The following is a 22,991-nucleotide window of genomic DNA, read 5'->3' as shown; positions in this document are numbered from 1 at the left end:
AGTTTCTCTAGTAAATAGTTCGCGGAGCGGTCCCCGCCCCCGCCGCCGAGGAGGTCTCTTCATGAGCGTCGCAGAACTCACCCGCCACGCGGCGGGAACCCCGCTGGCCGAGGCGCTGCTCGACGACGTCGCGAACACCGCGACCGACGAGCGACCCGCTCGCTGGACCGCCGAGCCGGGCGTCATCGCCGGCGTGATCACCGGAGCGCTCGCCCTCGTAGCGGCGGCAGCCGGAGTCTGGAGTCTCATCTCATGACCGACATGATGGTCCGCCCCGCCGGCGGACGTTACGGCGCCGGATTCAACACCGCGGCCCTCGACGAGCTGCAGCACCGCGTGCTCGCCTTCGAGACCGAGAATCCCGTCGCGGGCGGCGAGAAGAACGGGCGCATCGTCGCCGAGTTCAAGATGTCGGTGCGGCAGTACCTCCACCTGCTCGAACGCACCATCGAGATGCCGATCGCCCTCGAGGAGTACCCCGAGGCGGTGACCCGCCTGCTGCGCGAGCCCCGCCTGCACAGCACCGAGACCCTCTGGCGCCGCGTCAACTAGACGCCCGACCGCCGGAACGCAGCGATCGGGGGATCGCATCGACGGCCGCCGCCCCTCACCGGCGGGCGGCCGTCGGCATGCGCGGCAGCGGGTCCGGCTGGACGGGGATGCGGCGGCTCAGGCCGGCAGCGCGTCGCCGTCGGGTCCGGTCTCGACGCCCGCCTCGCGCTCGACGCGCTCGAGCACGGCCTCCCGCAGCAGCTCGGGCATGACATCCCCCGGCTCCCCGCCGAGCAGGATCTCGTGCTCCTCCACCAGGATCGCCTCGACACGGCCGCGCGGAACCGCCGGGAAGCGCACGGCGAGCTCGTCGAGCAGGGCGGTGGTCGACAGCGCGGAGCCGTCGGAAGACGAAGAAGACATCAGAGCACCTTCGCCCCGAGCCCGATGCGCTGTCGAGGGGTGGACAGACGGCGCCCGGACGACTATCGCGCGGGGGCACGGGCGCGCGTACCGCCGGGAACCGAGCGTCCGCCGCGGGACTACGCTCGTCAGGTCGAGCCCACCGGCTCGGCCTGCTCCGCCTCTCCCCCGAGTCACGAACCCCGGAGGTCCGTCATCGCCAGGTCAGCCACCGCCGCAGGATTCGGTCGTCGCGTCGACGGCTTCTTCGAGATCACGAAGCGGGGGTCGACCATCCCGCGCGAGATCCGCGGCGGACTCGTCACCTTCTTCGCGATGGCGTACATCGTCATCCTCAACCCGCTGATCATCGGCGGCTTCAGCGCCGACCGCGCCGCCACCGACGTGCTCGGCGGATGGCTGCCGAACGGCCAGGTCGCCGCGGCCACCGCGCTCGCCGCGGGCCTGCTGACGCTCGCCTTCGGCGCGATCGCGCGCCTGCCCTTCGCGCTCGCCGCCGGCCTCGGCATGAACTCCTTCCTCGCGGTCAACGTCGTCGGTCAGGTCACCTGGCCCGAGGCGATGGGGCTCGTGCTCATCAACGGCGTGATCATCGTGATCCTGGCCGCCACGGGGCTGCGCGCGATGATCTTCGCCGCCGTGCCGCAGGAGCTCAAGGTCGCGATCACCGTCGGGATCGGCCTCTTCATCGCCTTCATCGGCCTCGTCGACTCGGGCTTCGTGCGCTCGAGCGGCGCGAACTCGCCACCCGTGCAGCTCGGCCAGGCCGGATCCATCGCGACCCTGCCGACCGTCACCTTCCTTATCGGCCTCGTCGTGATGGGCGTGCTCGTCGCGCGCAAGGTCAAGGGCGCCCTGCTGATCGGCATCGTTGGCACGACCGTGCTCGCGGTCATCCTCGAGGCGATCTTCCACGTCGGCTCGAGCGTCACGAACAAGACCGGCGGCTGGAATCTCACGGTGCCGCAGCTGCCGTCGAGCGTCGTCTCGCTGCCCGACTTCGGTCTCGTGGGCCACGTCAGCTTCGGCGCCTTCGAGCGCATCGGGCCGCTGTCGGCGATCATGCTCGTCTTCACCCTGCTCTTCCTGAACTTCTTCGACGCCATGGGCACGATGACCGGCCTCGCGAAGGGCGCCGGGCTGTCGGATGCGAAGGGCGACTTCCCGCGCCTGCGCTCCGCCCTGATCGTCGAGGGCGTCGGCGCGATCGTCGGCGGCGGGGCATCCACGTCGTCGAACACCGTCTTCGTCGACTCGGCCGCCGGCATCGGCGAGGGCGCCCGCACCGGCCTCGCCTCGATCGTGACGGGCCTGCTGTTCCTCGCGGCGATGTTCCTCACGCCGCTCACGAGCGTCGTGCCGCTCGAGGTCGCGGCGGCCGCGCTCGTCGTCGTGGGAACGCTCATGGTCGCGCAGATCCGCGAGCTGAAATGGGACGACTTCAGCAAGTCGCTGCCGGTGTTCCTCACGATCATCGTGATGCCGATGACCTACTCGATCGCGAACGGCATCGGCGTCGGCTTCGTGAGCTGGGTGCTCATCCGCACCTTCACGGGGCGGGCGAAGGAGATCTCGCCGCTGCTCTGGATCGTCGCGGCCGGCTTCGTGCTGTTCTTCGCGCGCGGCCCGCTCGAGGCGCTCATCGGCGGCTGACCCTCGTGGGCCTCCGGACCGCTTGCGCAGTGCTCAGAGCGTGACCGTTCCGCGGATGACGGTCGTGCTCGGCCCGCCGACCCAGATCTGGCGCGATCCGTCGCGGTCGACGGTCGTCGTGACGTCGACCACGCCGTACCGGCCGAGCGCCGTGCCCTGCGTCGCACGGTAGTTCTCGGGCAGGGCTCCGGCGCCGATGAGCCACTGCGCGACGCCCGCGTTGAGGCTGCCGGTCACCGGATCCTCGGTCACGCCGATCGGCCCGCAGAACGCGCGCACCTCGATCGCGGCACCGCTCTGCGCCGCGGCGGAGTCCTCCGCGTGCGGACCGACGACGCCGATCATGTGCGAGCGGAACGCGAGCAGGTCGGGGCGGATCGCGAGCACCTCGTCGGCGGAATCGAGCAGCACCGCCACCCAGCCCGGGCCGTTGTCGACCCACGCGGCGTCGCGGATGCGGTCGACGCCGATCCTCAGTGCGGCGGCCATCTGCGCCAGGTCGTCATCCCCGACGGCGCCGGACCTGCGCAGCGGCGGGGCGGCGAAGGCGAGGCCCGACCGCGCGGCGGGTGCGTCATCCCACGATTCCCCGATCGTCCTGTCGCTGCTGGTCGGCCGGACGGTCACGAGACCGGCGCCGCACTCCTGCACGATCGTCCCGTCGCCGACCGCACCGAGCGGCACCCCGCCGTTCTCGAGCCAGGCGTGCGCCGAGCCGAGCGTGGGATGCCCGGCGAAGGGCAGCTCGCCGCCGGGCGTGAAGATGCGCAGCCGGTAGTCGGCGCCCGCCGCACGGCCCTGCGGCGTCGGCGGCAGCACGAAGGTCGTCTCGCTGAGGTTCGTCCAGCGCGCGAAGCGGGCGAGCTCCTCGTCGTGCAGCCCGGCCGCGTCGAGCACGACGGCGACGGGGTTGCCGAGCCCGGGATTGCTCGCGAAGACGTCGACCTGGGCGAAGGGGCGTGCGTGAGCCATGTTCTGATCCTCGCGCACGCCCGCGGGCTTCGCGTCGCGGTGACGCGGATCAGCGCGCCGCGAAGGCGACGAGCGCGCGGCTCACCTCGTCGGCGTGCGTCGTCAGCAGGCCGTGCGGAGCGCCCTCGACCTCGATGTAGTCGGCCTCGGGCAGCGCCGCATGGAACCGCCGTGCGGTCGCGTCGATCGGCAGGATGTTGTCGGACGTGCCGTGCAGGATCAGCGCCGGCACCGTGATCGCCGCGAGGTCGTCGCGGAAGTCGGTGCCCCAGGTCGGGATCGCCGCCCAGGCCGCGACCTCGCCGCTCTTGCGGGCGGAGGCGAGCGCTGCATCTAGCTGCTCCTGGCTGATGCGCTCGCCGAGGTTCTCGTCGAGGTTGAAGAAGTCGGCGAAGAAGCCCTGGAACCACTCCTCGCGGTCCTTCTTCACCTGCGCGATGGAGTCGTCGATGAAGGCTTGGTCGATCGCGCCGTCGGGATTGTCGTCGCTCTTCTGCAGCGCCGGCTCGAGCGAGCCGAGGAAGGCGACCTTCGCGATCCTGTCCGTGCCGTAGCGCGCGAGGTAACGGGCCACTTCGCCGGTGCCCATCGAGAAGCCGACCAGGATCGCGTCCTTCACCTCGAGCTGGGTCAGCACCGCGTCGAGGTCGGCGGCGAAGGTGTCGTAGTCGTAGCCGCCGGCCGTCTTGGTCGAACGGCCGAAGCCGCGGCGGTCGTAGGTGATCACCCGGTGACCGGCGTCGAGCAGGGCGCGCTGCTGAGCCGACCACGAAGCGCCGTCGAGCGGATAGCCGTGGATGAGCACGACCGGCTGACCCGATCCGTGCTCCTCGACGTGGATCTCGACGGGCTCGCCGCCGTCGGTTCCGGCGCTGATGTAGGCCATGGGGTCCTCCTCGGGGTCGGGATGGACTCCACTGTCCGCCTCGCTGGAAGGAGCGGAGGTCGGCATCCAGTCGATGCGCAGGGCGCGCTCCGCGGGCGACCAGAGACGAGCGATCGTCCGCCGCCGCACGTGCGCTGGGAGTCGTCGGCGCACCCGGCGGCACGGCGTCGCGCATCCCTACCGTCGGAGCATGCCTACCATCGCGGATTCGATCGTCGACACTCTCGCTCTCTCCGGTGTGCGCCGGGTCTACGGCCTGCCGGGCGACTCGCTCAACGGCTTCACGGATGCGATCCGCACCCGCGACGAGATCGACTGGGTGCACGTGCGCCACGAGGAGGCGGCGGCCTTCGCGGCGGGGGCCGAGGCGGCGCTGACCGGCGAGCTGGCCGTGTGCGCGGGCAGCTGCGGCCCCGGCAACCTGCACCTGATCAACGGGCTCTTCGACGCGAACCGCAGCCGGGTTCCCGTGCTCGCGATCGCCGCGCAGATCCCCGGCAGCGAGATCGGCACCACCTACTTCCAGGAGACGCACCCGCAGGAGCTGTTCCGCGAGTGCAGCGTCTATGTCGAGCTCGTCTCGACGGCCGAGCAGCTGCCGCGCGTGCTCGAGATCGCGATGCGCACCGCGCTCGAGCGCCGCGGCGTCGCGGTGGTCATCATGCCGGGCGAGATCCTGCTGGCCGAGGCCTCGAAGCGGCGCCCGTCGGCGCCGATCGTGACGACGCCGCGGATGATGCGGCCGACCGACGCGCAGCTCGCCGAGGCCGCGACGATCCTCAACAAGGCCAAGAAGGTCACGATCCTCGCCGGCGCCGGGGTCGAGGGCGCGCACGATGAGCTCATCCAGCTCGCCGAAGCGCTGCAGGCGCCGATCGTGCATGCAATGCGCGGCAAGGAGTTCGTCGAGTACGACAACCCCTACGACGTCGGCATGACCGGCCTGCTCGGCTTCTCGTCGGGATACCGGGCGATGGAGGACTGCGACGCCCTGCTCATGCTCGGCACAGACTTCCCCTACCCGCAGTTCTTCCCGTCGAAGGCGTCCGTGATCCAGCTGGATGCGCGCGGCGAGCAGATCGGGCGTCGCACCCCGGTCGACCTGGGCCTGGTCGGCCGGGTCGGCGACACGGTCCCCGCGCTGCTCCCGCTGCTGACCGGGAAGCGCTCGTCCCACCACCTGGACGCCTCGACCAAGCATTACCGGAAAGCCCGCGAGAGCCTCGACGAGCTGGCCTCCGACGATGGCCGCACCCCCATCCACCCGCAGTACCTGACCCGGTTGATCAGCGAGCTGGCGGCTGAGGATGCGGTGTTCCTGCCCGACGTCGGATCGCCCGTGGTCTGGGCCTCGCGCTACCTGCGCATGAACGGCCGGCGCCGACTGATCGGCTCGTTCGCGCACGGGTCGATGGCGAACGCGTTGCCGCAGGCTATCGGCGCGCAGGCGGCGTTCCCCGGGCGGCAGGTCGTCGCGCTGGCCGGCGACGGCGGGCTCGCGATGCTGCTCGGCGAGCTGCTGACCCTGCGGCAGAACAAGCTGCCGGTGAAGGTGATCGTCTTCGACAACTCCTCCCTCAATTTCGTCGAGGTCGAGATGAAGGCCGCCGGCTTCGTCAACTTCGGCACCGAGCTCGACAACCCCGACTTCGCCGCCGTCGCAGCGGCGATCGGGCTGCACGCCGAGCGGGTGGAGAACCCGGCCGACCTGCCCGGCGCGCTGCGCGCGGCGTTCGAGCACGACGGTCCGGCGCTCGTGAACGTGGTGACGGCCCGGCAGGAGCTCTCGATCCCGCCGACCATCACCGCTGCGCAGGCGAAGGGCTTCGCGCTGTACGCACTGCGCACGGTGATGTCGGGGCGCGGCGACGAACTCGTCGACCTCGCCGATACGAACGTGCTGCGCCGGCTGTTCCACTGAGACGCGCGGTCGGAGATCGGCGGAGTATGAGATCGACGGAGTGTGCTGAGGTAACCCCATGACGGAACGCGGCCCGGGCGGCATGCCGACGATGGGATCGTTCGCGGATCGCAGCGAGCGGTCGGGCGAGGCGGATGCGGAGGGCGGCGCGGGCCGCTTCGGCCGGCGCGGTGACGGCGGGGCGCTCAGCACCGGCCGCCGCTTCGCGGAGCTCGTGCGCATCGCGCGACGCAACGGACTGCTGCCGATCCGGCGTCTCGACTTCGGCCGCTCGCCCGGCGGATCGGAGCGACGCTCGGTGCAGGCTGAAGGACTGCGCCGCGCTCTGGAGGAAGCGGGCGGCGCCTTCGTGAAGATGGGGCAGCTGTTCTCGACCCGCGACGACCTGCTGCCGCTCGAGTGGACGCACGCTCTCGCCCGTCTGCAGCGCGAGGTGGCGCCGGCTCCCGCCGCCGAGGTGCGAGCCCTGCTCGAGCGCGAGCTCGCCGCCCCGCTCGAGCACGTGTTCGGCGAGTTCGACCCCGAGCCGATCGCCGCCGCATCCATCGCCCAGGTGCACCGTGCGGTGCTTCCCGACGGATCCGTCGTCGCGGTGAAGATCCAGCGGCCCGGAATCGAGCCCGCCGTGCGCCGCGACGTGGCGATCGCGCTGCGTGTGGCCCGCACGCTCGTGCGCGGCTCGACCGTCGCCCGCGACCTCGGCATGCACCGCGTCGCCGAGCAGTACGCCGCCGACCTGCTGCGGCAGATCGACTTCCGCCTTGAAGCCGCGAACCTGACCGCGCTGCGGGCGACGTCACTCGTCGGCCCGCACGCCGACGAGGTCGCGCTGCCCGAGCTGCACGCCGAGCTCTCGACGCGCCGCGTGCTCGTCATGCAGTACCTCGACGGCGAAACTGTCGGGCACCGCATTTACGCCGCGCGTTCCGGCACGAGCGGCGCCGACGACCCGACGCTCGACACCGCGATGCGGCAGGTGCTGCGCGCCTTCGTGCGGCAGGTCGTGATCGACGGCGTCTACCACTCCGATCTGCACCCCGGCAATGTCATGGTGCTGCCCGACGGACGCCCCGCGCTCGTCGACTTCGGCGCGGTCGGCCGCCTCGATCGACGGCTGCGCGAGACGGCGCAGGAGATCGTGATCGCCTACCTGCAGTCCGACTCGCAGGCTTTCGCGGATGCGCTGCTGTCGCTCGTCGAGCTCGGCCCGCGCGCCGACGAGCGCGGGTTCCGCCGCGAGCTGGCGACGTTCCTCAGCTACGAGCTCGGGCCGGGCGCCCGCATCGACGTGCGCACCGCGGATGCGCTCGTCGAGATCCTGGCCCGGCACGGACTCGACGTGCCGCCCGACCTCATCGCCGCGGGGCGCGGCTTCGCGATCCTCGACGGCACGCTGCGCACGACGGTGCCGTCATTCGACGTGCTCGCCGAGGCGCGCACGCTCGCGAACGAGATGATCCGCGACCAGATGCGGCCCGAGTCGCTGCGCGCGACGCTCGCGACAGAAGCGCTGGGGGTCATGCCCGCGGTGCGCCGGCTGCCGCGCCGGGTCGAGCGCATCAGCCGCGACCTCGAAGACGGGCGTCTGACGGTCAACTTCCGCCTGCTCTCGGGTGCGGGCGACCGACGGCTCGTGGTCGGGCTCGTGCGGGAGGCGCTGCTCGTGCTCGTCGGCGTGGTGACCGGCATCGTCGCGCTCGGCTACCTGACCGCGGCGCCGCCGGCATCCACCGCAGCGCAGGGCGTGCTCGCGCCCGGCGCCGTCGGGGTGGGCGCGGCGATCGTCTCGGCGGCGCTGTTCCTGGCCGCGGCGGTGGATGCGGTGCGCTCGCGCCGTCGCTGAGCTCCGGCCCCGGCTCCGGCTCGGGCTCCGAGCCGCGTCGAGTCGAGTCGAGCTCGCCGATACTGGCCGAGGCGTCGCCCGTTTCTGGTCAGCCGCAGGACCACGGCACCCGGCGCCGTCGCCACCCGCTGTCGCCAGTATCCGCATCGCCGTGACGTCGCATCGCCGCGACGGCCGCTCCTCCGCTCCTCCGCTGCGACCCGTTCTGCTCGGCGCCGATCAGTTCGCCGATGCTGGATGAACCGTCTCGCGGTACTGGTCAGCCGCGTCGCCGCGCCCGTCGGCGCCGTCGCTACCTGCCGTGGGCAGTATCCGCGTCATCATCCGCATCATCGGGCAGCCGCCTCGCCTCGGCCGACGGTCGCCTCGGCTCGAGGTCGCCCGGCGGCGGGGATCAGCCGCGGCAGCGGGTCAGCCGCGGCCCGCCCAGCGCAGCGCTCGCAGTGCGCGGAACGTGTTCCAGCGGCTCGGGGCTCCGCCGCCGGACTCCATCGGCGTCTGATACTCGTGCTCCTCGCCGAAGTGCCGCACGGCGTCGACGTCGGCGCCCTCGCCGCCCGGTGCGAGGCCGAGGGTCCAGCGACCGTCGAGGCCGCGACGCCGCTCGAGCAGGTCGAGCGCCGGGGCGAGGCGCGCATCCACCTCGCCGTCGCCGCTCGCGGCACCCCCGACGACCGCGGCGCCACCGCCCGCCGCGGCGCCGCCGCCGACGGTCGCGGCCCCGCCCGGGTACGCCCGCACGAAGTGATCGAGCCCGCGCAGCACGTCGTAGCGCCAGCGGTACGGGAACTCGAAGTGCGTCATCGCGGCGTCGACGACCTCGCCCGAGCGCAGTCCGAGGAACAGCCGCCGTTCGAGCAGGTACTGCTCGGCGCGGTGCCGCGCGGCGATCGCGTCCGCCGACTGCACGCCCCCGGCGAGCTCGTACTCGAGCAGGCCGTCGAGCACGCAGATCGTGCTGTGGAACGAGCTGACCGCGCTGCCATCGGGCGCCTCGCAGTTCCAGCCGCCGTCGGGCAGCTGTTCGCCGAGCAGTCGGGCGGCGAGGGGCTCGCTGATCGTGCCCTCGATGATCGGCAGGCCGTCCGCGCTCTCGCTCGCTCCCGAGAAGTACGCGCCGATCGCGAGCGCGTTGCCGTTGATGCACGGCTCGGTCTCCCCCGAGAAGAACGGGCTCTCGGCGTGCCACGGCCCCCAGGTGACCCGGTCGCGCACGAGCTCGATCGCCGAGCGGATGCGCGCATCCGCCGGGTCGGGCCGCAGCAGCCGCAGCTGGATGAGCGAGTACAGGTCGTAGCGCCACCGCTCGCCCTCGTCGCCGACGCCGCCGAAGTCGCCGGACGCCTCCTGACGGGCGAGCAGCGCATCCCCCCAGCCCTCGATCGACGCTCGGGCGCGCACGCCCGCGACCTCGACGGGGGCGGCGTCGCTGAGGTCGCGCAGCGCCTGCCAGCGCACGGCCGGGTCGGCGGCGTCGGGGCCGTCGTCGGCGAGCAGCCAGGCGAGCGGGTCCGGGTGCGCGGAGGGATGCGCGGCGGGACGCGCGGCGGAGTCCGCGAGCGAGTGCGGCAGGTCGGGTGCGCGGTCGTCGTCAGCGGGTGCGTCGGTCATCCGATCCTCCTCGGCGCGGAGGGACGACGGGCGGGGCGGCCCCGCGACGCGCCACCGCGACGCCCCCGACGTTAGGCATCCGGGTCGGCACGGTCAAGGATGTGCGCATGGCCTTCGAGATGCTGCTGCTCGCCCCGGGCATCCCCTCGCTCGCCGCCGCGCGCTCCGCGCAGTCCGACGGAAGCGGGCCGCGGGCGATCGCGGCCGAGGCGCCGCGGGCGCTGCGGCGGGCGCGCGCCGGCGGACTGCGGCTCGTCGAGGAGGCCCGCTTCAACGACGCGATCCGGTTGGAGTTCGAGGTGGATGCGGCCGTGACGGCCGACGCCGGGCCCGACGCCGACCCGGACGACGGCGCAGCCCGGTTCCGCGTCGAGTTCTCGCCGGATGGGACCGTCTTCGCGCAGCTCTGGTGGGCCGGCGACGACGCGGCTGCGGAGGCGCGCTGCCGCGATCTGGTCGCGCGGACCCTCCCGACGAGCGAGGTCATCGGGTCGAATCCGGGGTGGGAACCGCCGCGCGAGAGATCCGGCGGCGCGGCACCCGCGGCGTCCGCGCAGGGCGACGAGGCGCTGCCGGCGACGCCGTCAGCGGATCCGCTCTCGGAATAATCGCCGCCGCACGGGCGCTCCCCTCCCTATGACGATCACCGTGGATGGACCCGTCACCCCGACCCTGGCGCAGCGCGCCGCGGCCGTCACGCCCTCTCCCGTCGCCAGTGCGCCGGCTCTCGCCGGTCCGTCATCCGCCGCCGATGCCGCCCAGCGCGCCGAAGCTCTCGACCGCGCGCTCGCGTCGCTCGAATGGACCGTCATCGAGTCCGCGCACGAGTCGCTCGCGACCGGGTCGGTGCTCTCCGGCGGCGAGGCCGGGTTCATCTACCTGCGCGAGGGCAGCGCGGTGCTCGAGGTCGCCGAGGCGACGCCGCTCGAGCTGACCGCCGGCGACATCGTGTTCTTCGCGCACCCGCGGCTGCGCACGCTGCGCGCCCACACCCCCACGAAGCTCGTCGAGGTGGGTGTGACGCCGGCGGGCGACCGCCGCTCGGCCGCGCTCGACGCCCTGCCCGACCTGCTGCTGGTGCGCGACTTCGACATCCACGAGCGCCCCATCGTGGGGCTGATCGAGAGCATGTGCGCGACCCGCTCGAAGCCGATCGCGTCACTGCGCGGCGGTGACGCGATCATCTGCGGCCGCATCGTCACAACGATCGCGTCGGTCGCGGTGCGGCGCTGGGCCGAGTCGGGCTGCGCGCCCGCGCACTGGCTGACCGGCAGCGTGGATGCGCACATCGGCCGTGCGCTCACCGCCGTGCACACGCAGCTCGACCGCGCCTGGACCGTCGAGGAGCTCGCCCGCATCGCGGCGATGTCGCGGTCGGCATTCGCCGCCCGGTTCCGTGACGTCGTCGGCAGCTCGCCGGCCGGCTACCTCGCCTCGGCGCGGATGGATGCGGCGCTCGACCTGCTCCCCCGGCGCGAGCTGACGGTGACCGAGGTCGCGCGCCGGCTCGGCTACGAGTCGGAGGCGGGATTCAGCCGCGCGTTCCGTCGTCACGTGGGCGCGTCGCCCGCGGAGTGGCGCGAGTCGCGGCGGCGTCCGGCCGCCTGACGCACCGCGCACCGCCGCGGTCCGTCACCGGGTGTCGGCGGGATGCGTCAGGATGGAGTTGATGAATGTTCGCTCCGGTGGCCACGTGTCGGGCACCCGCTTCTCCAGCGCGGGACGATCCGGGCGTCACCGCTTCACCTCGCGCAGCCCGCGCGAGCGGGCCACCTCGATCGTCATCGCGATCGTCATCATCGTGCTCGTCATCGGCGGGGCGATCGCTCAGAACGTGTGGCAGCGCCAGCACGCCGCGGACATCATCGCCAAGCAGACCAGCGTCGAGGGCACGTCGATCGCGTGCGAACGCAGCGGCGGTCGACGCAATCGCAGCGCGTGCCAGCTGCGCTGGGAGTACGTCGTCGACGGGCAGCGATATACCTTCCGCGACAACCAGCACAGCTACCGCACCTGGCAGACCGGGCTCGAGGGTCAGCGAGCGGAGATCTTCTACGACCCGGAGCATCCCGACCAGGCCGCCCGCGGCGACCTGATCGTCGACTGATCCGGCGCTCGCCGACCTGGCTGACCGGCTCTGCCCTCGATCGACCTGTACGGGCGAGCACAGAAGGATGCGGCGCCCGACCTCCCGGCCGGGCACCGCATCCATTCGAGCTCGCGCCCGCCGCGCAGCGGGCTGACCTCAGCTGCGCTCGCTCACCGGCGCGTGGATCTTCGTGCGGGCTGTGCCGAAGAGCACGAGTCCGACGAGACCGGCTGCCGCTCCGAGCAGGAACGCCGCCGTCACGCCGACGCTGTCGACGAGGATGCCGCCGATGCCCGCGCCGAGGGTGATCGCCAGCTGGAATCCGGCGACCAGCAGACCGCCGCCGGCCTCCATGCGCTCGGGCACGACGCGGCCGAGCCAGGTCGTAATCACCGTCAGCCAGGCTCCGAAGCCGAAGCCCCAGACGACGACCGCGACGCCGATCACGGGCAGCTGGTTCGGGAACAGCGCGATCGCGGCGACGCCGATCACCGTCAGCGCCGGCACCAGGAAGCGCATCAGGCGCAGGTGCTTGTCGATGATCAGGCCGATCACGATGTTGCCGACGAGACCGCCGACGCCGAACAGCGCGAGCAGGGTGGCGACGCCGCCCGCATCCAGCTCGGGGGTGCGGGCGAAAGCGCCGCGCACGTAGGTGAAGGCGGCGAAGTGGCCCATCACGACGAGCACGTGGCCGACGAGCGCCAAGGCGATGCCGGGGGTCGCGAGGGTCTGGCCCAGCATGCGGATGCCGACGCCCGCCGCCGGAGCGACCGACGGGAGCACGAAGCGCAGCGCGGCCGCGACGACGATGCTGATCGCGGCGATCACGACGAAGACGACGCGCCAGTTCGTCAGGGTTCCGAGGAAGAGGCCGAGCGGCACGCCTGCAACCGTCGCCATGGTCGTGCCGGTGTTGATGAGCATGACCGCGCGGCCCATGTGCCGGGGCGCGCTGAGCTTCGCGGCGACCGCGAGCGACATGGCCCAGAAGCCGCCGAGCGCGGCGCCGAGCAGCAGACGCGCGATGAGCAGCAGCACCAGATTGCCCGAGATCGCGACGACGATGTTCGACACGGTCGCGGCGAGCGCGAGGCCGGCGAGCAGGGTGCGGCGGTCGAGGCGCGGGAAGAGGATGCCCATGCCGGGCCCGGCGAGGAATCCGGCGAGCGCGGTCATCGTGACCGCCTGCCCGGCCTGACCCTCGCTGACATTCAGCGACGCCGCCATCTGCGGCAGCAGGCTCGGCGGCAGGAACTCGGCGACGACGAGCGTGAAGCTCGTCGCCATCATGACGAGCACGCTCGCCCAGGCGGTGTGGGTGCGGGTGGCGCCGGCGTTCGCGGCGCCCGCTTCGTTCGGGGATGCGGCGGCTTCGGGGGTGGTGCGGGGTCCCGTCGTCGGCTCGGCGCGCGTCAGGTCGTGCGGCCGGGTGGCGGGAGAGAGGTCGGTTGACATGCTTCGATCCTGGCGGTGATCGGCGACGCGGAGGTGACCGCGCGTCCAGGCCAGGTGACCGCGCGTCCAACCTGTCACGTCGAGGCGGAGGGCTGCCTTCGTCCGCTTCTCAGATTCGTTGACTTCCGACGACCTCGAGCAGCCTCAGCTTGTCGGCGCTGTCGCTGCCCGATGCCGCTGTGTAGACGAGCAGGAGGTGCCCCTGCACCGGATCTGCCAGGGTCTGGCAAGCGAGTTCGAGTCCGCCCACCTCGGGGTGCACGAATCGCTTCGTCTCGCGCGGCTGCAGCCCCACTTCGTGTCGTTCCCAGAGCGAACGGAACTCGTCATTGCCAGCCCGCAGCGCTTCGGCGAGACGTGCTGCTCGGGAAGCGGGTCCGCGCCGAGCGGTCAGCTCGCGTAGTCCCGATGCGAACAACCGGGAGAGGAACTCGTGATCCTCTGCGGCATAGAGGCGTCGTGAGCCCGGATCGGCAAACCATCGATAACCGAGGCTTCTCGCCGGGCCGCGCAGACTGGCTGTGTCGCCCGTGAGTGCGAGCCCGAGTCGGGTCTGCCGCAGGGTCTCGCCCAACTCGGTGACGATCTCGGCGGGCGTATCCTCCAGGCGATCGAGGATGCGCAGCATGCCCGGAGAGATGTGCTCGTCCGTCGCGTCACGTGTCGGCGGATGGTGGCCGCCGAGTCGGAAGAGGTGGTCACGCTCCGCCGGTTCCAGGTGCAGACCGAGAGCGATCGACGCCAGCATCTGATCCGAAGGCTGCGGCCCGCGCTCGCGTTCGAGGCGGGCGTAGTAGTCGACGGACATATTGCAGAGCGCCGCCACTTCCTCCCGCCGCAGCCCGCTCGTGCGCCGCCGTCGACCATGGGGAAGCCCGACGTCCTCGGGTTGCAGGGCTGACCGCCTGCTCCGGAGGAACGCCGCGAGCGCTGCTCGATCCAATTGCATCCCTGCTCCTTCGTTCGGCATCCATCGTGCCGGTCGGCGTCTCCCAGAGCCACGCCCCGGCGATCCCTGGTTCCAACCTCGGATCGCCGAGTCCTGGCTGAGCTGCGAGCTCCGGCGCGATGGTGGCTTCACACGATTCGACTCGAGCGGAGAACTCCATGCGCCACCATCAAGAAATCGACCTCCCCGATCTTCGCGGCGCGGTCGCGCTGATCACAGGAGCCAGCGACGGGATAGGACTTCGGATCGCATCGAGACTTGCCGGCGCGGGAGCCGACCTCATACTTCCTGTTCGTAATCCCGTCAAAGGCACTGCTGCGGCGGAGACGATCCGCGCCACGTCGCCGCACGCGCGGATCGATCTTCCCGAGCTCGATCTGTCCTCACTCGACTCGGTCGCGGCCCTCGCCACCGGGTTGCTCGACCGCGCCACGCCGATCCATCTGCTCATCAACAACGCGGGCGTCATGCAACCCCCGCACCGCCGGGTGACATCCGATGGTTTCGAGCTGCAGCTGGGCGTGAACCATCTGGCGCATTTCGCCCTCACTGCGCAACTCATGCCGCTCTTGCAGGAGGGGAGGGCCCGCGTGGTGTCGCAGACGTCGGTCGCGGCGCGCCGTGCCGTCATCGACTGGGACGATCCGAACTGGGAGCGCTCTTACGATGTCGCTCGGGCGTATGCACAGTCCAAGCTCGCGATCGGTCTGCTCGGGGTGGAGCTGGGGCGGCGCAGTGCGGAGGCCGGGTGGGGCATCACAAGCGCGGTTTCCCACCCCGGCGTCGCGCCGACCAGCCTTCTGGCCGCACGCCCGGAGATCGGGCGCGCCGGCGACACTGCGGGCGTGCGGATCATCCGCTTCCTCTCGGCCCGAGGCGTTCTGGTCGGCACCCCGGAGAGCGCGGCGGAGCCGGCGTTGATGGCCGCCACCACACCGACCCTCGACGAGGGGACCATGTACGCGCCGGTCGGAGCGGGCCAGCTCAGCGGGGCGGCGGCCTCCGTGGAGCTGTTCCCGCCTCTTCGGCGGAACGCTGATGCGAACCGGATGTGGGAGCTCTCAGCGCGCCTCACGGGGGTCGCGTTCGACTGAGGCCCCAAGAGCGCCGGCTCTCAGATGTCCAGCTCCTCCAGCACCGCCATCGCCGCGTCGTGGTCGCCGAGTCCGCTGACCGCTCCCCGCGCTGCGCGCCGCGTCGCAGAGCAGGATGCGCGTGCGCCGTCGCGACACCGTGGGTGCGTGTGGTGCCCGCGTTCGCGGTCGCGGCGCCGGCTTCGTTCGGGGATTCGGCGGTTTCGGGTGGTGGTGCGGGACCCCGTCGTCGGGTCGCCGCTCCTTCGGCGGCCGGTACCGAGCCGTCTGGTCGTACGAGGTCGACGGCGCGCAGCACAGCCTGCGCGACGTGGTCAATCGGATGAGCAGCTCGGACTGCACCGCCCTGCTGAACCGCGCGGCGCAGGCGGAGATCTTCTTCGACCCGGACGACCACGACCGCGCGGCCCGCGGCGATCTCGTCTAGGCGGCACTCTCGAGGCAGTGCACAGCATCCGTTCGACGGACGCGCGCGCTAACGTCATCGATGAGAACGGCTCGCCTGCAGGCCCGGCGAGCGTCGACCGCCGACGACGACCCAGGATCAGACAATGAGCTCCCTGCCCTACCCGCCGCCCGACCAGCACACCGGCACGGCGCCGGTCGCGCCCCCTCGCCGCAGCCCCGTCATGGGCGCGCTGGCGCTGACCTTCGGCATCGTGTCGCTCGTGCTCTGCTGGGTGCCGATCGTCGACTACTTCACCTTGGTGCTCGGGATCGCGGCGATCGTGCTGGGTGTGCTGTCCGGTCCGCGCCGCTCGGGCACGAGGCTCGGCTACTGGGGCTTCTGGCTCGGCCTGTTCGGCGCGACCTTGTCCTTCGCCCTCGGCATCGTCTGGACGATCATCCTCGTCGCGACGGGGTGGTGAGACGGCGATCTCGGCGCCGAACGCGCGATCCGCGATGACGTCGATCCCGCAAGCACCTCGTGGCGCGGGTGGTGCTGGGGTGTCGGCGCTGCCGGCACTGCTGAGCCGCGCTGCACACCGGCGAGTCAGAACAGCTTCGACACGACCCCGGCGATGAACTGCGGGTATCCGCCCGCCATCGAGAGGGCGAGCGCCGCGATCCCACCTGCGACGAGGATGCCGACGAGCAGCACCAGCAGATTCCAGCGATCAAGACCGCGGTCCAGCCGGTCGTAGACGTCACGCAGGGCCGCGAGGTCGATCGACACCCGCTCGCTTGCGGCCCAGGTGTCGGGCCGTGCGAGCGCCGCCGCGATGCGCCCGACCTGGTCGGCATCCAGCCGGGCACGGCGGCGCAGACGTCGAGCGATCGCCGGCGTCTCGACGACCTCCACGGGCTCGCCGTTCCAGCGCGGAGGGGACTTGACGGTCAGCGACTTCACGCCCGACACCGCGATCACCGGTGTGGCGGTGGCCGTGACGCCGACGGCGGCGAGCAGCTTCTCCAGTCGACGCGCCTCGTGGGTCGAGTTGCGCAGGTAGGGCTTCTTGCTGCCGTTGATCAGGAAGGTGCCGCCGCCGACCCAGACCCGCGCATCCGGGCTGCGCTTGGTGTTGATCGTGAACAGGCCGCCGGGTCCGACGGCGACATGATCGATGTCGCTGTCGTTCGAGCCGACCGGCACCGAGTGCAGCACCGTCCACCCATCGCCGAGCTTCGCCAGACGCCGCGCGACCTCGATCTCGCCGCGCGCGCCCTTGAACCACGACAGCCAGTCGCGCGACGGATACGCGATGCCGAACGGCAGCCAGCGCACGGCGCCGTCCTGCTCGAGGGCATGCAGCTTCTCCATGAGCGCCTGCGCGGGCATCCTGCTGGCAAGGTCGATCGGCACGCGTCCCCCTCCTGATCCCTGCTCATATTGGATGAGTGTTTAAGGTCGCCTACAGCCGAGGAGCGAGGTGCAGTTGTCAGCTAAGTACCGGACCTGGATAAGGCAGAACTATCACTGTTGCGACCGCCCGAGGCGGCACCAATCCGCACCATCGCGACCCATCTACTTCTCCAGAGGTCAGAAGGGAGCTTCGTCGGTTGATCCATCGCGGGCAAAACTGGCAGTCCGGTTAGAAGCCAACAACCGCACGCGAACCTTCTCGTGCTGCGCGACTTCGAAGGCTGCATCGAAAACACGAGTCGGGAGGGGCGAGGGCAAGTCGGATCCGAGCAATGCATCGATTCCTTGTGGCGTCGCTTCGCATTGGAAGACAGCTATTCCCTCGGCCTCTAGCTCCTTCTTCAAGAAACTAGCTGCCGGCTCAAGCCTGTCGCGCCGCGACGGGCTCACCGTACGCGGAGCCGCGGTTCGCTTCTCCATTCGGGCGACACGGGTATCAACGTCTCTGACTCGATGGAGCAACTCCTCGATCATCTCCGAGATGTCGATTTCTGGTTTCACGGGCTCTGGACTCTCCACAGCTCCACGAGTTGGCTTGCCAGGGAGTTTGATCAACTCGAGCCGCTGCTGAAGCTTCGGCCACCAAACTTCGATCGCTTCATCTAGCGCCGCCGATGGAACAGCGTCGCCTGCGACCTTATTCATAGATGCGAGCAAGAGCTTGAAATCTTCAGGCTCGATCGCAGTCATTTGAAGCTGCGCGATCGGAGCCTTGACGTCGGACTTCTCGACCCCAAAAAGCACTGGACAAACTCGTGAATGTACCGATTTCGTAATCGCTCCGGCCTCGTAATTAAGCCACGGGGAAGACAGGTTGTCGGGAGCCAGACAGATCACGCCGAATTCCGCGTCCTCGAGTTCACGCGCCAATTCAACGGTCCAGTTAGCACCCTTATCGATGTCTTTAGCAGATACGAACGGGTCGATGCTTTGCACGACTTTAGGCAACCATTCGGCGAGCGCTTCTGCGACCGCTCGACTCGTGGCTCCGGACCAGCTGATGAAGACCTTCACGACGAAAGAGTAGCGCGAGCAATGGTCAACTCCTCCAGCACCGCCATCGCCGCGTTGTGGCCGCCGAGGCCGCTGACCGCTCCCCCGCGCCGCGCACCCGACCCGCACAGCAGGATCCGCTCGTGGGCCGTCGCGACGCCCCAGCGCTGAGCCGGGGTGTCGAGCGGCTCGTCGTCGGACGCGAAGGGCCACGACAGCGGTCCGTGGAAGATGTTGCCTCCGGGCATCGCGAGCGCGCGCTCGATGTCGCGCGTCGTCTTCGTCTCGACGCAGGGGCGTCCGTCCGCATCCGTCAGCAGCAGCGGCTCGATCGGCTCGGCGAGCACCGAGTTCAAGGATGCGAGTACCGCCGCCTGCAGCGCGTCGCGCAGCTCGTCGTGTGCCGCTTCGCTTCCACCGGCCGCCGCGCTCGCCAGCCGGTCGGGCACGTGCAGCCCGAAGACGGTCAGCGTGTACGCCCCGCTCGCGGCGAGCTCGAGGCTCAGGATCGACGGGTCGGCGAGCGTGTGGCAGTAGATCTCCGCCGGCAACGGGTTCGGGATGCGGCCCTCGGCCGCAGCCGCGCGCGCCGCCTCGAGCTGAGTGGCGGTCTCGTTGATGTGGAAGGTGCCGCCGAAGGCCGCCTCGGGCGCGACCGCCGCATCCTTCAGTCGGGGAAGCCGGCTCAGCAGCAGATTCACCTTCACCTGCGCTCCCTCGGGATGCGCGGCGCCGGTCGCCGGAGTCGCGCCGCCGGCGGCGAGCAGGCGGTCGAGCACCTCAGGCGCGGCCCCGCTGAGGATCTTCTCGGCCGAGATCGTCTGCTCGACCCCGTGCTCGCCCACCCGGTACCGCACCTCGCCGTCGGGCGTGACCGACAGCACCTCGGCGCCCGTGATGATCCGCGCCCCGGCCTCCCGCGCGACCCGCGCGAGCTCGTCGGTCACGGCGCCCATGCCGCCGATCGGCACATCCCAGTCGCCGGTTCCGCCGCCGATCACGTGGTAGAGCAGGCAGCGGTTCTGGTCGAGACTCGCGTCGTGCAGGCCGGCGAAGGTGCCGATGAGCGCATCGGTCGCGACGACACCACGCACCAGATCGCTCGCGAAGCGCCGCTCGATCGCCTCGCCGATCGGACGCTCGAACACCTCGTCCCAGAGGTCGTCACGCGCGAGTGCGGTCCGCACCGCCGAACGGCGCCGCAGCGGCTCGGTCACGGTCGGCCAGAGTGCTTCGGCCAGCGCGCCGAGATCGTCGCCGAGCTTTGCGTAGGCCTCGGCATCCTCAGCGGCGCCGATGTCGGCGAAGGATGCGCGAGTCGCGTCGGCGTCGTTCCGATCGACGAGCAAGCCCAGCCCCTCGGCGTCGCCTGGAACCGGCGTGTACGACGAGTATCTCCGCCGCGCCAGCCGGATGTCGAGCCCCAGGTCGTCGATGATCGTGCGCGGCAGGAGGCTCACCAGATACGAGTAGCGCGAGAGTCGCGCATCCACTCCCGCGAAGGCCTGCTCGCTGACGGCGGCGCCGCCGGTGCGCCCGAGCCGCTCGAGCACGACGACGCTGCGCCCGGCCCGGGCGAGGTAGGCCGCGGCGGTCAGTCCGTTGTGCCCTCCGCCGACGATGACGACGTCGGCACTGACAGGGGCGTCGGGTTCGCTCATGACCTCATCGTGCCGCACCGCTCGGCGCCACGACCAGGGCTCACCCGAGCTGCGGGTACATCCCCTCCACCGGCCCCGACAGCTTCGCGCGCACGTCGCGGCTGACCTGATCAACGAGCACCTCGTGCTCCCCCGCGACGACCGCATCCCAGATCGCCGCGACCACATCGGACGGCGCGTTCTTCTCGGTGTCGAGGTGCTCGATCATCGGGGTGTCGGTATAGCCGAGGTGCGCGCCGAGCACCTGCGTGCCCTGCGGCGCGAGCTCGACGCGCAGCGAGTTCGTGATCGACCAGAACGCCGCCTTCGACGCCGAGTATCCACCGGCGAGCGCGATCCAGCTGAGCACCGAGTGCAGGTCGACGAGAGCGCCGCCGCCGTTCGCGCCGAGCACCGGCGCGAAGGACTTCGCCACACGAAGGGCGCCGAAGACGTTCGTCGCGAACAGCGCCTCGACCTCCTCGACCGACGCCGCGAGCAGCGACGCGGCCCCGCCGACGCCGGCGTTGTTGACCACGATCGTGACGTCGGATGCGGCGGCGACGGCCGCATCCACGCTCGCCTGGTCTGTCACGTCGAGCGCGAGCGGGATCACCCGCTCGTCGGCCCAGTCGCGCGGACGCCGCGCCGTCGCGTACACGCGGCTCGCGCCGCGGTCGAGCGCCTGCGTTACGAACTCCGCCCCGAGTCCGCCGTTGGCGCCGGTGACGAGCACGACGGCTCCGCTGAGGTCGGTCATGGTCTCTCCTGTCGATCCGAGGATGCGGCGCGACCAGGCTGTCGTCCGCGAGCCCTCACGCTACACCTGGATCTGCTTTTCAAACTCAACTAAGATGAATCCATGCTCGGCATCCTCGGTGGCGACGACCGCTGCCCCATCGCCCGCTCGCTCGACGTGCTCGGCGAGAAGTGGACGATCATGATCGTGCGGGACGCCCTCGCCGGCGTGACGCGCTTCGGCGACTTCCAGAGCTCGCTCGGCATCCCCCGCGACGTGCTCGCCGCGCGTCTGGGCTCCCTCGTCGAGGGCGGCGTGCTCGAGCGCCGCGACTACAAGCCCGAGGGCGGGCGGCGCCGCGAGGAGTACCTGCTGACCGCCGCCGGGCGCGAGCTCTCGCTCATCCTGCTGGCGCTCGGCAACTGGGCGGACCGGCACCGGCCATCGCCCCGCAACTCCCGGATGCGCTTCCTCGACAGCGAGACCGGCGCGACCGCCCAGGCCGTCGCGATCGCCGCCGGCGCCGTCATCCCGAGCGAGCGCATCGTGACGCGGATCGAGGATGCCGCGGTCGGCTGACCGGCCCGATCCGGCCGCGTCGTCCGCCCGATCACAGCGCGACCTCGTCGAGCGGCCCCATCCGATGAGCTCGCCGCGGTCGCCGCAGTTGGTCAGCCATTGGCCGCCGCATCCAGGTCGGCGACGATGATCTTCTGCATGCGCATCATCGCCGCGTTCACCCGTGCGGCGAGCGCGCGGTCGGGGTCGGCCTGGTAGCGCATGAGCGCCGAGGGCACGATCTGCCACGACAGTCCGAAGCGGTCCTTGAGCCAGCCGCACTGCGACTCGGCGCCGCCGTCGGCGGTGAGCGCATCCCAGTAGAAGTCGACCTCCTCCTGCGTCTCGACCGAGACGAAGAAGGAGAACGACTCGTTCTTCACGAAGTGCGGCCCGCCGTTGAGCGCCATCACCGTCTGCCCGGCGATGCGGAACGTCGCATAGAAGAGCGCGCCGTCCGGCATGCGGTTCTCCTCGAGCACCGCCGCGTCGGGGAACAGCTTCGTGTAGAGCTGGATGGCCTGCTCGGCGTCGTCGTCGAACCAGATGAAGGGGGTCACGGAGGTCATGTGGACAGTGTCCACCCGCGACCTCAGGCCGGCAACCGGTCAGTCAGCAGATCCGGACCTGACACCCGCCCCATCCGCCCGGCTCTCCGCCAGCGTCAGCCCCGGCAGCGGCTGCTTGCGCAGCTGCCCCGTCGCGAGCAGCACCACGATCGTCAGCCCGAGCACGATCCAGCCCGACCAGCCGAGGATCGAACCCCACGTGCTCGTGGCGACGCTGTCGCGGTCGACGAAGATCATGTAGATGTTCGTTGTCGCGTTGAGCGCCGCGTGGGCGAACACGGCCGGCCACACCGAGGCCGAGCGCAGCCGCATCCAGCCGACGACGACGCCGAGCAGCACGCACCATCCGGTCATCAGCAGCACGCCGAGCGCATCCGTGCGCTGGTAGTTGTAGCCGAGCAGGATGATCGGCGCGTGCCAGACGCCCCAGATGACGCCGCTCAGCCCCAGCGCCGGGAGGGTGCCGAGCGGACGCAGGTTCGGCAGCAGCCAGCCGCGCCAGCCGAGTTCCTCGCCGAAGGTCGCGAGGGCGTTGATGACGATGATCACGGGGATGAGCGCGAGCTGCATCACGACGGCCCGCGAGACGACGTCGGGCGAGTGCGGCTGACCGGCCAGCTCGAGAGTCGCCTCGAGCGCGCTGAAGTGCACCAGGTCGAGCTTCACGAGCCCCATCGCGCTGCCCAGGAAGAGCGCCGCGAGCGGTAGCAGGCTCAGCAGCACCGAGGCGAGCAGCACCATCCCGAGCGTGCGCTTCACCGGACGCAGCGGCCCCAGTCCGAGCAGGCGCGGGATGCTCGGCGGGCGCCGCACGAACAGCACCACCACGAACGCGGCGAGCGTCGGCGTGAACATCATCGCGCTCGTCAGCACCCCGAACAGCGGACTCGTCAGCCCGTCGCCCGACAGCCAGACCGGCAGCATCACGAGCCACGCCCCGCCGAGCGCGACCAGCAGGAACACGAGCACCGCGCGCCACGGAACGGTGGCGGGGAAGAGCGGACCGCGTTCGGGATGCGCGGCGTTGCGTGCGCGCTGCCTCTCGACTGGATCGGCCGGTGCGGTCAACTTGAGGGGGTTCTCAGCCATGACCTCATCCCACTCCTCGACCGCGTCGGGCGACTCCCCCGGGTGAGGGAATCCCGACTCCGCCGCACGGCGGAGCGGCTCCCGCGCCGTGTGAGGACGCCCCGACGGATGACGCGCGCCTCGCCGGTGAGGAGGAGGCGCGCGTCGT

23 protein-coding genes are annotated in these 22,991 nt (G+C 71.1%); 11 read left to right on the top strand and 12 right to left on the bottom strand.

Going from position 1 to position 22,991, the window contains the following annotated elements; translation table 11 throughout:
• The first annotated feature begins 61 nt into the window (after positions 1-61).
• The gene (locus FJ657_RS06850; protein WP_141162957.1) at positions 62-256 is read left to right on the top strand and encodes a hypothetical protein; all 195 of its coding nucleotides are present in this window, start codon (positions 62-64) and stop codon (positions 254-256) included.
• Positions 253-552 carry a DUF3263 domain-containing protein gene (locus FJ657_RS06845; RefSeq protein WP_141162956.1) on the top strand — a complete coding sequence of 100 codons (300 nt, stop codon included), beginning with the start codon at positions 253-255 and terminating at the stop codon, positions 550-552. Before FJ657_RS06850 ends, FJ657_RS06845 begins: the two co-directional genes overlap by 4 nt.
• Positions 553-669: 117 nt before the next feature.
• Here the strand turns inward: FJ657_RS06845 and FJ657_RS06840 are convergent, their stop codons facing one another.
• On the bottom strand, positions 670-915 hold the full coding sequence (locus FJ657_RS06840; RefSeq protein WP_141162955.1) for a hypothetical protein: 246 nt from the start codon (positions 913-915) through the stop codon (positions 670-672).
• A gap of 195 nt (positions 916-1,110) precedes the next feature.
• On the opposite strand from FJ657_RS06840, the gene FJ657_RS06835 reads away from it, so the two are divergent.
• Complete coding sequence (locus tag FJ657_RS06835; RefSeq protein ID WP_255447300.1) at positions 1,111-2,568, top strand: NCS2 family permease; 1,458 nt, start codon at positions 1,111-1,113, stop codon at positions 2,566-2,568.
• Positions 2,569-2,601: 33 nt separating this feature from the next.
• Here the strand turns inward: FJ657_RS06835 and FJ657_RS06830 are convergent, their stop codons facing one another.
• Entirely contained in the window at positions 2,602-3,540 is a 939-nt protein-coding gene (locus tag FJ657_RS06830; protein WP_141162954.1) for a PhzF family phenazine biosynthesis protein, read from the bottom strand.
• A gap of 49 nt (positions 3,541-3,589) precedes the next feature.
• Positions 3,590-4,426 carry an alpha/beta fold hydrolase gene (locus tag FJ657_RS06825; RefSeq protein ID WP_141162953.1) on the bottom strand — a complete coding sequence of 279 codons (837 nt, stop codon included), beginning with the start codon at positions 4,424-4,426 and terminating at the stop codon, positions 3,590-3,592.
• Between the two features lie 190 nt (positions 4,427-4,616).
• On the opposite strand from FJ657_RS06825, the gene poxB reads away from it, so the two are divergent.
• The gene (poxB, locus tag FJ657_RS06820; protein ID WP_141162952.1) at positions 4,617-6,347 is read left to right on the top strand and encodes a ubiquinone-dependent pyruvate dehydrogenase; all 1,731 of its coding nucleotides are present in this window, start codon (positions 4,617-4,619) and stop codon (positions 6,345-6,347) included.
• Between the two features lie 58 nt (positions 6,348-6,405).
• Entirely contained in the window at positions 6,406-8,190 is a 1,785-nt protein-coding gene (locus FJ657_RS06815) for an ABC1 kinase family protein (protein WP_141162951.1), read from the top strand.
• 411 nt (positions 8,191-8,601) lie between these two features.
• Here the strand turns inward: FJ657_RS06815 and FJ657_RS06810 are convergent, their stop codons facing one another.
• Positions 8,602-9,801, bottom strand: a complete 1,200-nt coding sequence (locus FJ657_RS06810; protein WP_255447192.1) for a hypothetical protein — start codon at positions 9,799-9,801, stop codon at positions 8,602-8,604.
• Positions 9,802-9,908: 107 nt separating this feature from the next.
• Here FJ657_RS06810 and FJ657_RS06805 point away from each other — a divergent pair, with 107 nt between their 5' ends.
• The 3 genes from FJ657_RS06805 (at position 9,909) to FJ657_RS06795 (ending at position 11,908) form a co-directional block, all read left to right on the top strand.
• Positions 9,909-10,409: a hypothetical protein gene (locus FJ657_RS06805; protein WP_141162950.1), complete on the top strand. Its 501-nt coding sequence runs from the start codon at positions 9,909-9,911 to the stop codon at positions 10,407-10,409.
• Between the two features lie 40 nt (positions 10,410-10,449).
• Entirely contained in the window at positions 10,450-11,409 is a 960-nt protein-coding gene (locus FJ657_RS17200; RefSeq protein ID WP_219995881.1) for a helix-turn-helix transcriptional regulator, read from the top strand.
• Between the two features lie 61 nt (positions 11,410-11,470).
• On the top strand, positions 11,471-11,908 hold the full coding sequence (locus FJ657_RS06795) for a DUF3592 domain-containing protein (protein ID WP_181408902.1): 438 nt from the start codon (positions 11,471-11,473) through the stop codon (positions 11,906-11,908).
• 138 nt (positions 11,909-12,046) lie between these two features.
• On the opposite strand, the gene FJ657_RS06790 is transcribed toward FJ657_RS06795, so the two are convergent.
• Both FJ657_RS06790 and FJ657_RS06785 read right to left on the bottom strand, forming a co-directional pair.
• The gene (locus tag FJ657_RS06790; RefSeq protein ID WP_141162948.1) at positions 12,047-13,348 is read right to left on the bottom strand and encodes an MFS transporter; all 1,302 of its coding nucleotides are present in this window, start codon (positions 13,346-13,348) and stop codon (positions 12,047-12,049) included.
• 109 nt (positions 13,349-13,457) lie between these two features.
• Positions 13,458-14,297: a helix-turn-helix transcriptional regulator gene (locus FJ657_RS06785; protein ID WP_141162947.1), complete on the bottom strand. Its 840-nt coding sequence runs from the start codon at positions 14,295-14,297 to the stop codon at positions 13,458-13,460.
• Between the two features lie 158 nt (positions 14,298-14,455).
• On the opposite strand from FJ657_RS06785, the gene FJ657_RS06780 reads away from it, so the two are divergent.
• Both FJ657_RS06780 and FJ657_RS06775 read left to right on the top strand, forming a co-directional pair.
• Positions 14,456-15,391 carry an SDR family oxidoreductase gene (locus FJ657_RS06780; protein ID WP_141162946.1) on the top strand — a complete coding sequence of 312 codons (936 nt, stop codon included), beginning with the start codon at positions 14,456-14,458 and terminating at the stop codon, positions 15,389-15,391.
• A 551-nt stretch (positions 15,392-15,942) separates the two neighbouring features.
• Entirely contained in the window at positions 15,943-16,260 is a 318-nt protein-coding gene (locus FJ657_RS06775; protein WP_141162945.1) for a hypothetical protein, read from the top strand.
• Positions 16,261-16,385: 125 nt separating this feature from the next.
• Here the strand turns inward: FJ657_RS06775 and FJ657_RS06770 are convergent, their stop codons facing one another.
• The 4 genes from FJ657_RS06770 to FJ657_RS06755 form a co-directional block, all read right to left on the bottom strand.
• Complete coding sequence (locus FJ657_RS06770) at positions 16,386-17,195, bottom strand: nuclease-related domain-containing protein (protein WP_219995880.1); 810 nt, start codon at positions 17,193-17,195, stop codon at positions 16,386-16,388.
• A 177-nt stretch (positions 17,196-17,372) separates the two neighbouring features.
• Positions 17,373-18,269, bottom strand: coding sequence for a toll/interleukin-1 receptor domain-containing protein (locus tag FJ657_RS06765; RefSeq protein ID WP_181408901.1), 897 nt, complete (start codon positions 18,267-18,269; stop codon positions 17,373-17,375).
• Positions 18,266-19,909, bottom strand: a complete 1,644-nt coding sequence (locus FJ657_RS06760) for a phytoene desaturase family protein (RefSeq protein ID WP_141162943.1) — start codon at positions 19,907-19,909, stop codon at positions 18,266-18,268. Before FJ657_RS06760 ends, FJ657_RS06765 begins: the two co-directional genes overlap by 4 nt.
• Positions 19,910-19,949: 40 nt before the next feature.
• Positions 19,950-20,648, bottom strand: coding sequence for an SDR family oxidoreductase (locus FJ657_RS06755; protein WP_141162942.1), 699 nt, complete (start codon positions 20,646-20,648; stop codon positions 19,950-19,952).
• A 102-nt stretch (positions 20,649-20,750) separates the two neighbouring features.
• On the opposite strand from FJ657_RS06755, the gene FJ657_RS06750 reads away from it, so the two are divergent.
• Entirely contained in the window at positions 20,751-21,206 is a 456-nt protein-coding gene (locus FJ657_RS06750; protein ID WP_141162941.1) for a winged helix-turn-helix transcriptional regulator, read from the top strand.
• Between the two features lie 92 nt (positions 21,207-21,298).
• On the opposite strand, the gene FJ657_RS06745 is transcribed toward FJ657_RS06750, so the two are convergent.
• Together FJ657_RS06745 and FJ657_RS06740 are read right to left on the bottom strand one after the other, a co-directional pair.
• Complete coding sequence (locus FJ657_RS06745) at positions 21,299-21,754, bottom strand: VOC family protein (RefSeq protein ID WP_141162940.1); 456 nt, start codon at positions 21,752-21,754, stop codon at positions 21,299-21,301.
• A 39-nt stretch (positions 21,755-21,793) separates the two neighbouring features.
• The gene (locus FJ657_RS06740) at positions 21,794-22,843 is read right to left on the bottom strand and encodes a CPBP family intramembrane glutamic endopeptidase (protein ID WP_141162939.1); all 1,050 of its coding nucleotides are present in this window, start codon (positions 22,841-22,843) and stop codon (positions 21,794-21,796) included.
• Positions 22,844-22,991: the final 148 nt, after the last annotated feature.

Origin of the sequence: Schumannella soli, from assembly GCF_006517435.1 — a bacterium.
Taxonomy (GTDB): domain Bacteria; phylum Actinomycetota; class Actinomycetes; order Actinomycetales; family Microbacteriaceae; genus Schumannella; species Schumannella soli.
This window is presented reverse-complemented; position numbering and strand designations above follow the sequence as displayed.

What these genes read in the sequence shown, in the direction of transcription:
- FJ657_RS06850 (WP_141162957.1), top strand. Translation starts at nt 62, where the DNA reads ATGAGCGTCGCAGAACTCACCCGCCACGCGGCGGGAACCCCGCTGGCC.
- FJ657_RS06845 (WP_141162956.1), top strand. Translation starts at nt 253, where the DNA reads ATGACCGACATGATGGTCCGCCCCGCCGGCGGACGTTACGGCGCCGGA.
- FJ657_RS06840 (WP_141162955.1), bottom strand. Translation starts at nt 915, where the DNA reads ATGTCTTCTTCGTCTTCCGACGGCTCCGCGCTGTCGACCACCGCCCTG.
- FJ657_RS06830 (WP_141162954.1), bottom strand. Translation starts at nt 3,540, where the DNA reads ATGGCTCACGCACGCCCCTTCGCCCAGGTCGACGTCTTCGCGAGCAAT.
- FJ657_RS06825 (WP_141162953.1), bottom strand. Translation starts at nt 4,426, where the DNA reads ATGGCCTACATCAGCGCCGGAACCGACGGCGGCGAGCCCGTCGAGATC.
- poxB (WP_141162952.1), top strand. Translation starts at nt 4,617, where the DNA reads ATGCCTACCATCGCGGATTCGATCGTCGACACTCTCGCTCTCTCCGGT.
- FJ657_RS06815 (WP_141162951.1), top strand. Translation starts at nt 6,406, where the DNA reads ATGACGGAACGCGGCCCGGGCGGCATGCCGACGATGGGATCGTTCGCG.
- FJ657_RS06810 (WP_255447192.1), bottom strand. Translation starts at nt 9,801, where the DNA reads ATGACCGACGCACCCGCTGACGACGACCGCGCACCCGACCTGCCGCAC.
- FJ657_RS06805 (WP_141162950.1), top strand. Translation starts at nt 9,909, where the DNA reads ATGGCCTTCGAGATGCTGCTGCTCGCCCCGGGCATCCCCTCGCTCGCC.
- FJ657_RS06795 (WP_181408902.1), top strand. Translation starts at nt 11,471, where the DNA reads ATGAATGTTCGCTCCGGTGGCCACGTGTCGGGCACCCGCTTCTCCAGC.
- FJ657_RS06790 (WP_141162948.1), bottom strand. Translation starts at nt 13,348, where the DNA reads ATGTCAACCGACCTCTCTCCCGCCACCCGGCCGCACGACCTGACGCGC.
- FJ657_RS06785 (WP_141162947.1), bottom strand. Translation starts at nt 14,297, where the DNA reads ATGCAATTGGATCGAGCAGCGCTCGCGGCGTTCCTCCGGAGCAGGCGG.
- FJ657_RS06780 (WP_141162946.1), top strand. Translation starts at nt 14,456, where the DNA reads ATGCGCCACCATCAAGAAATCGACCTCCCCGATCTTCGCGGCGCGGTC.
- FJ657_RS06775 (WP_141162945.1), top strand. Translation starts at nt 15,943, where the DNA reads ATGAGCTCCCTGCCCTACCCGCCGCCCGACCAGCACACCGGCACGGCG.
- FJ657_RS06760 (WP_141162943.1), bottom strand. Translation starts at nt 19,909, where the DNA reads ATGAGCGAACCCGACGCCCCTGTCAGTGCCGACGTCGTCATCGTCGGC.
- FJ657_RS06755 (WP_141162942.1), bottom strand. Translation starts at nt 20,648, where the DNA reads ATGACCGACCTCAGCGGAGCCGTCGTGCTCGTCACCGGCGCCAACGGC.
- FJ657_RS06750 (WP_141162941.1), top strand. Translation starts at nt 20,751, where the DNA reads ATGCTCGGCATCCTCGGTGGCGACGACCGCTGCCCCATCGCCCGCTCG.
- FJ657_RS06745 (WP_141162940.1), bottom strand. Translation starts at nt 21,754, where the DNA reads ATGACCTCCGTGACCCCCTTCATCTGGTTCGACGACGACGCCGAGCAG.
- FJ657_RS06740 (WP_141162939.1), bottom strand. Translation starts at nt 22,843, where the DNA reads ATGGCTGAGAACCCCCTCAAGTTGACCGCACCGGCCGATCCAGTCGAG.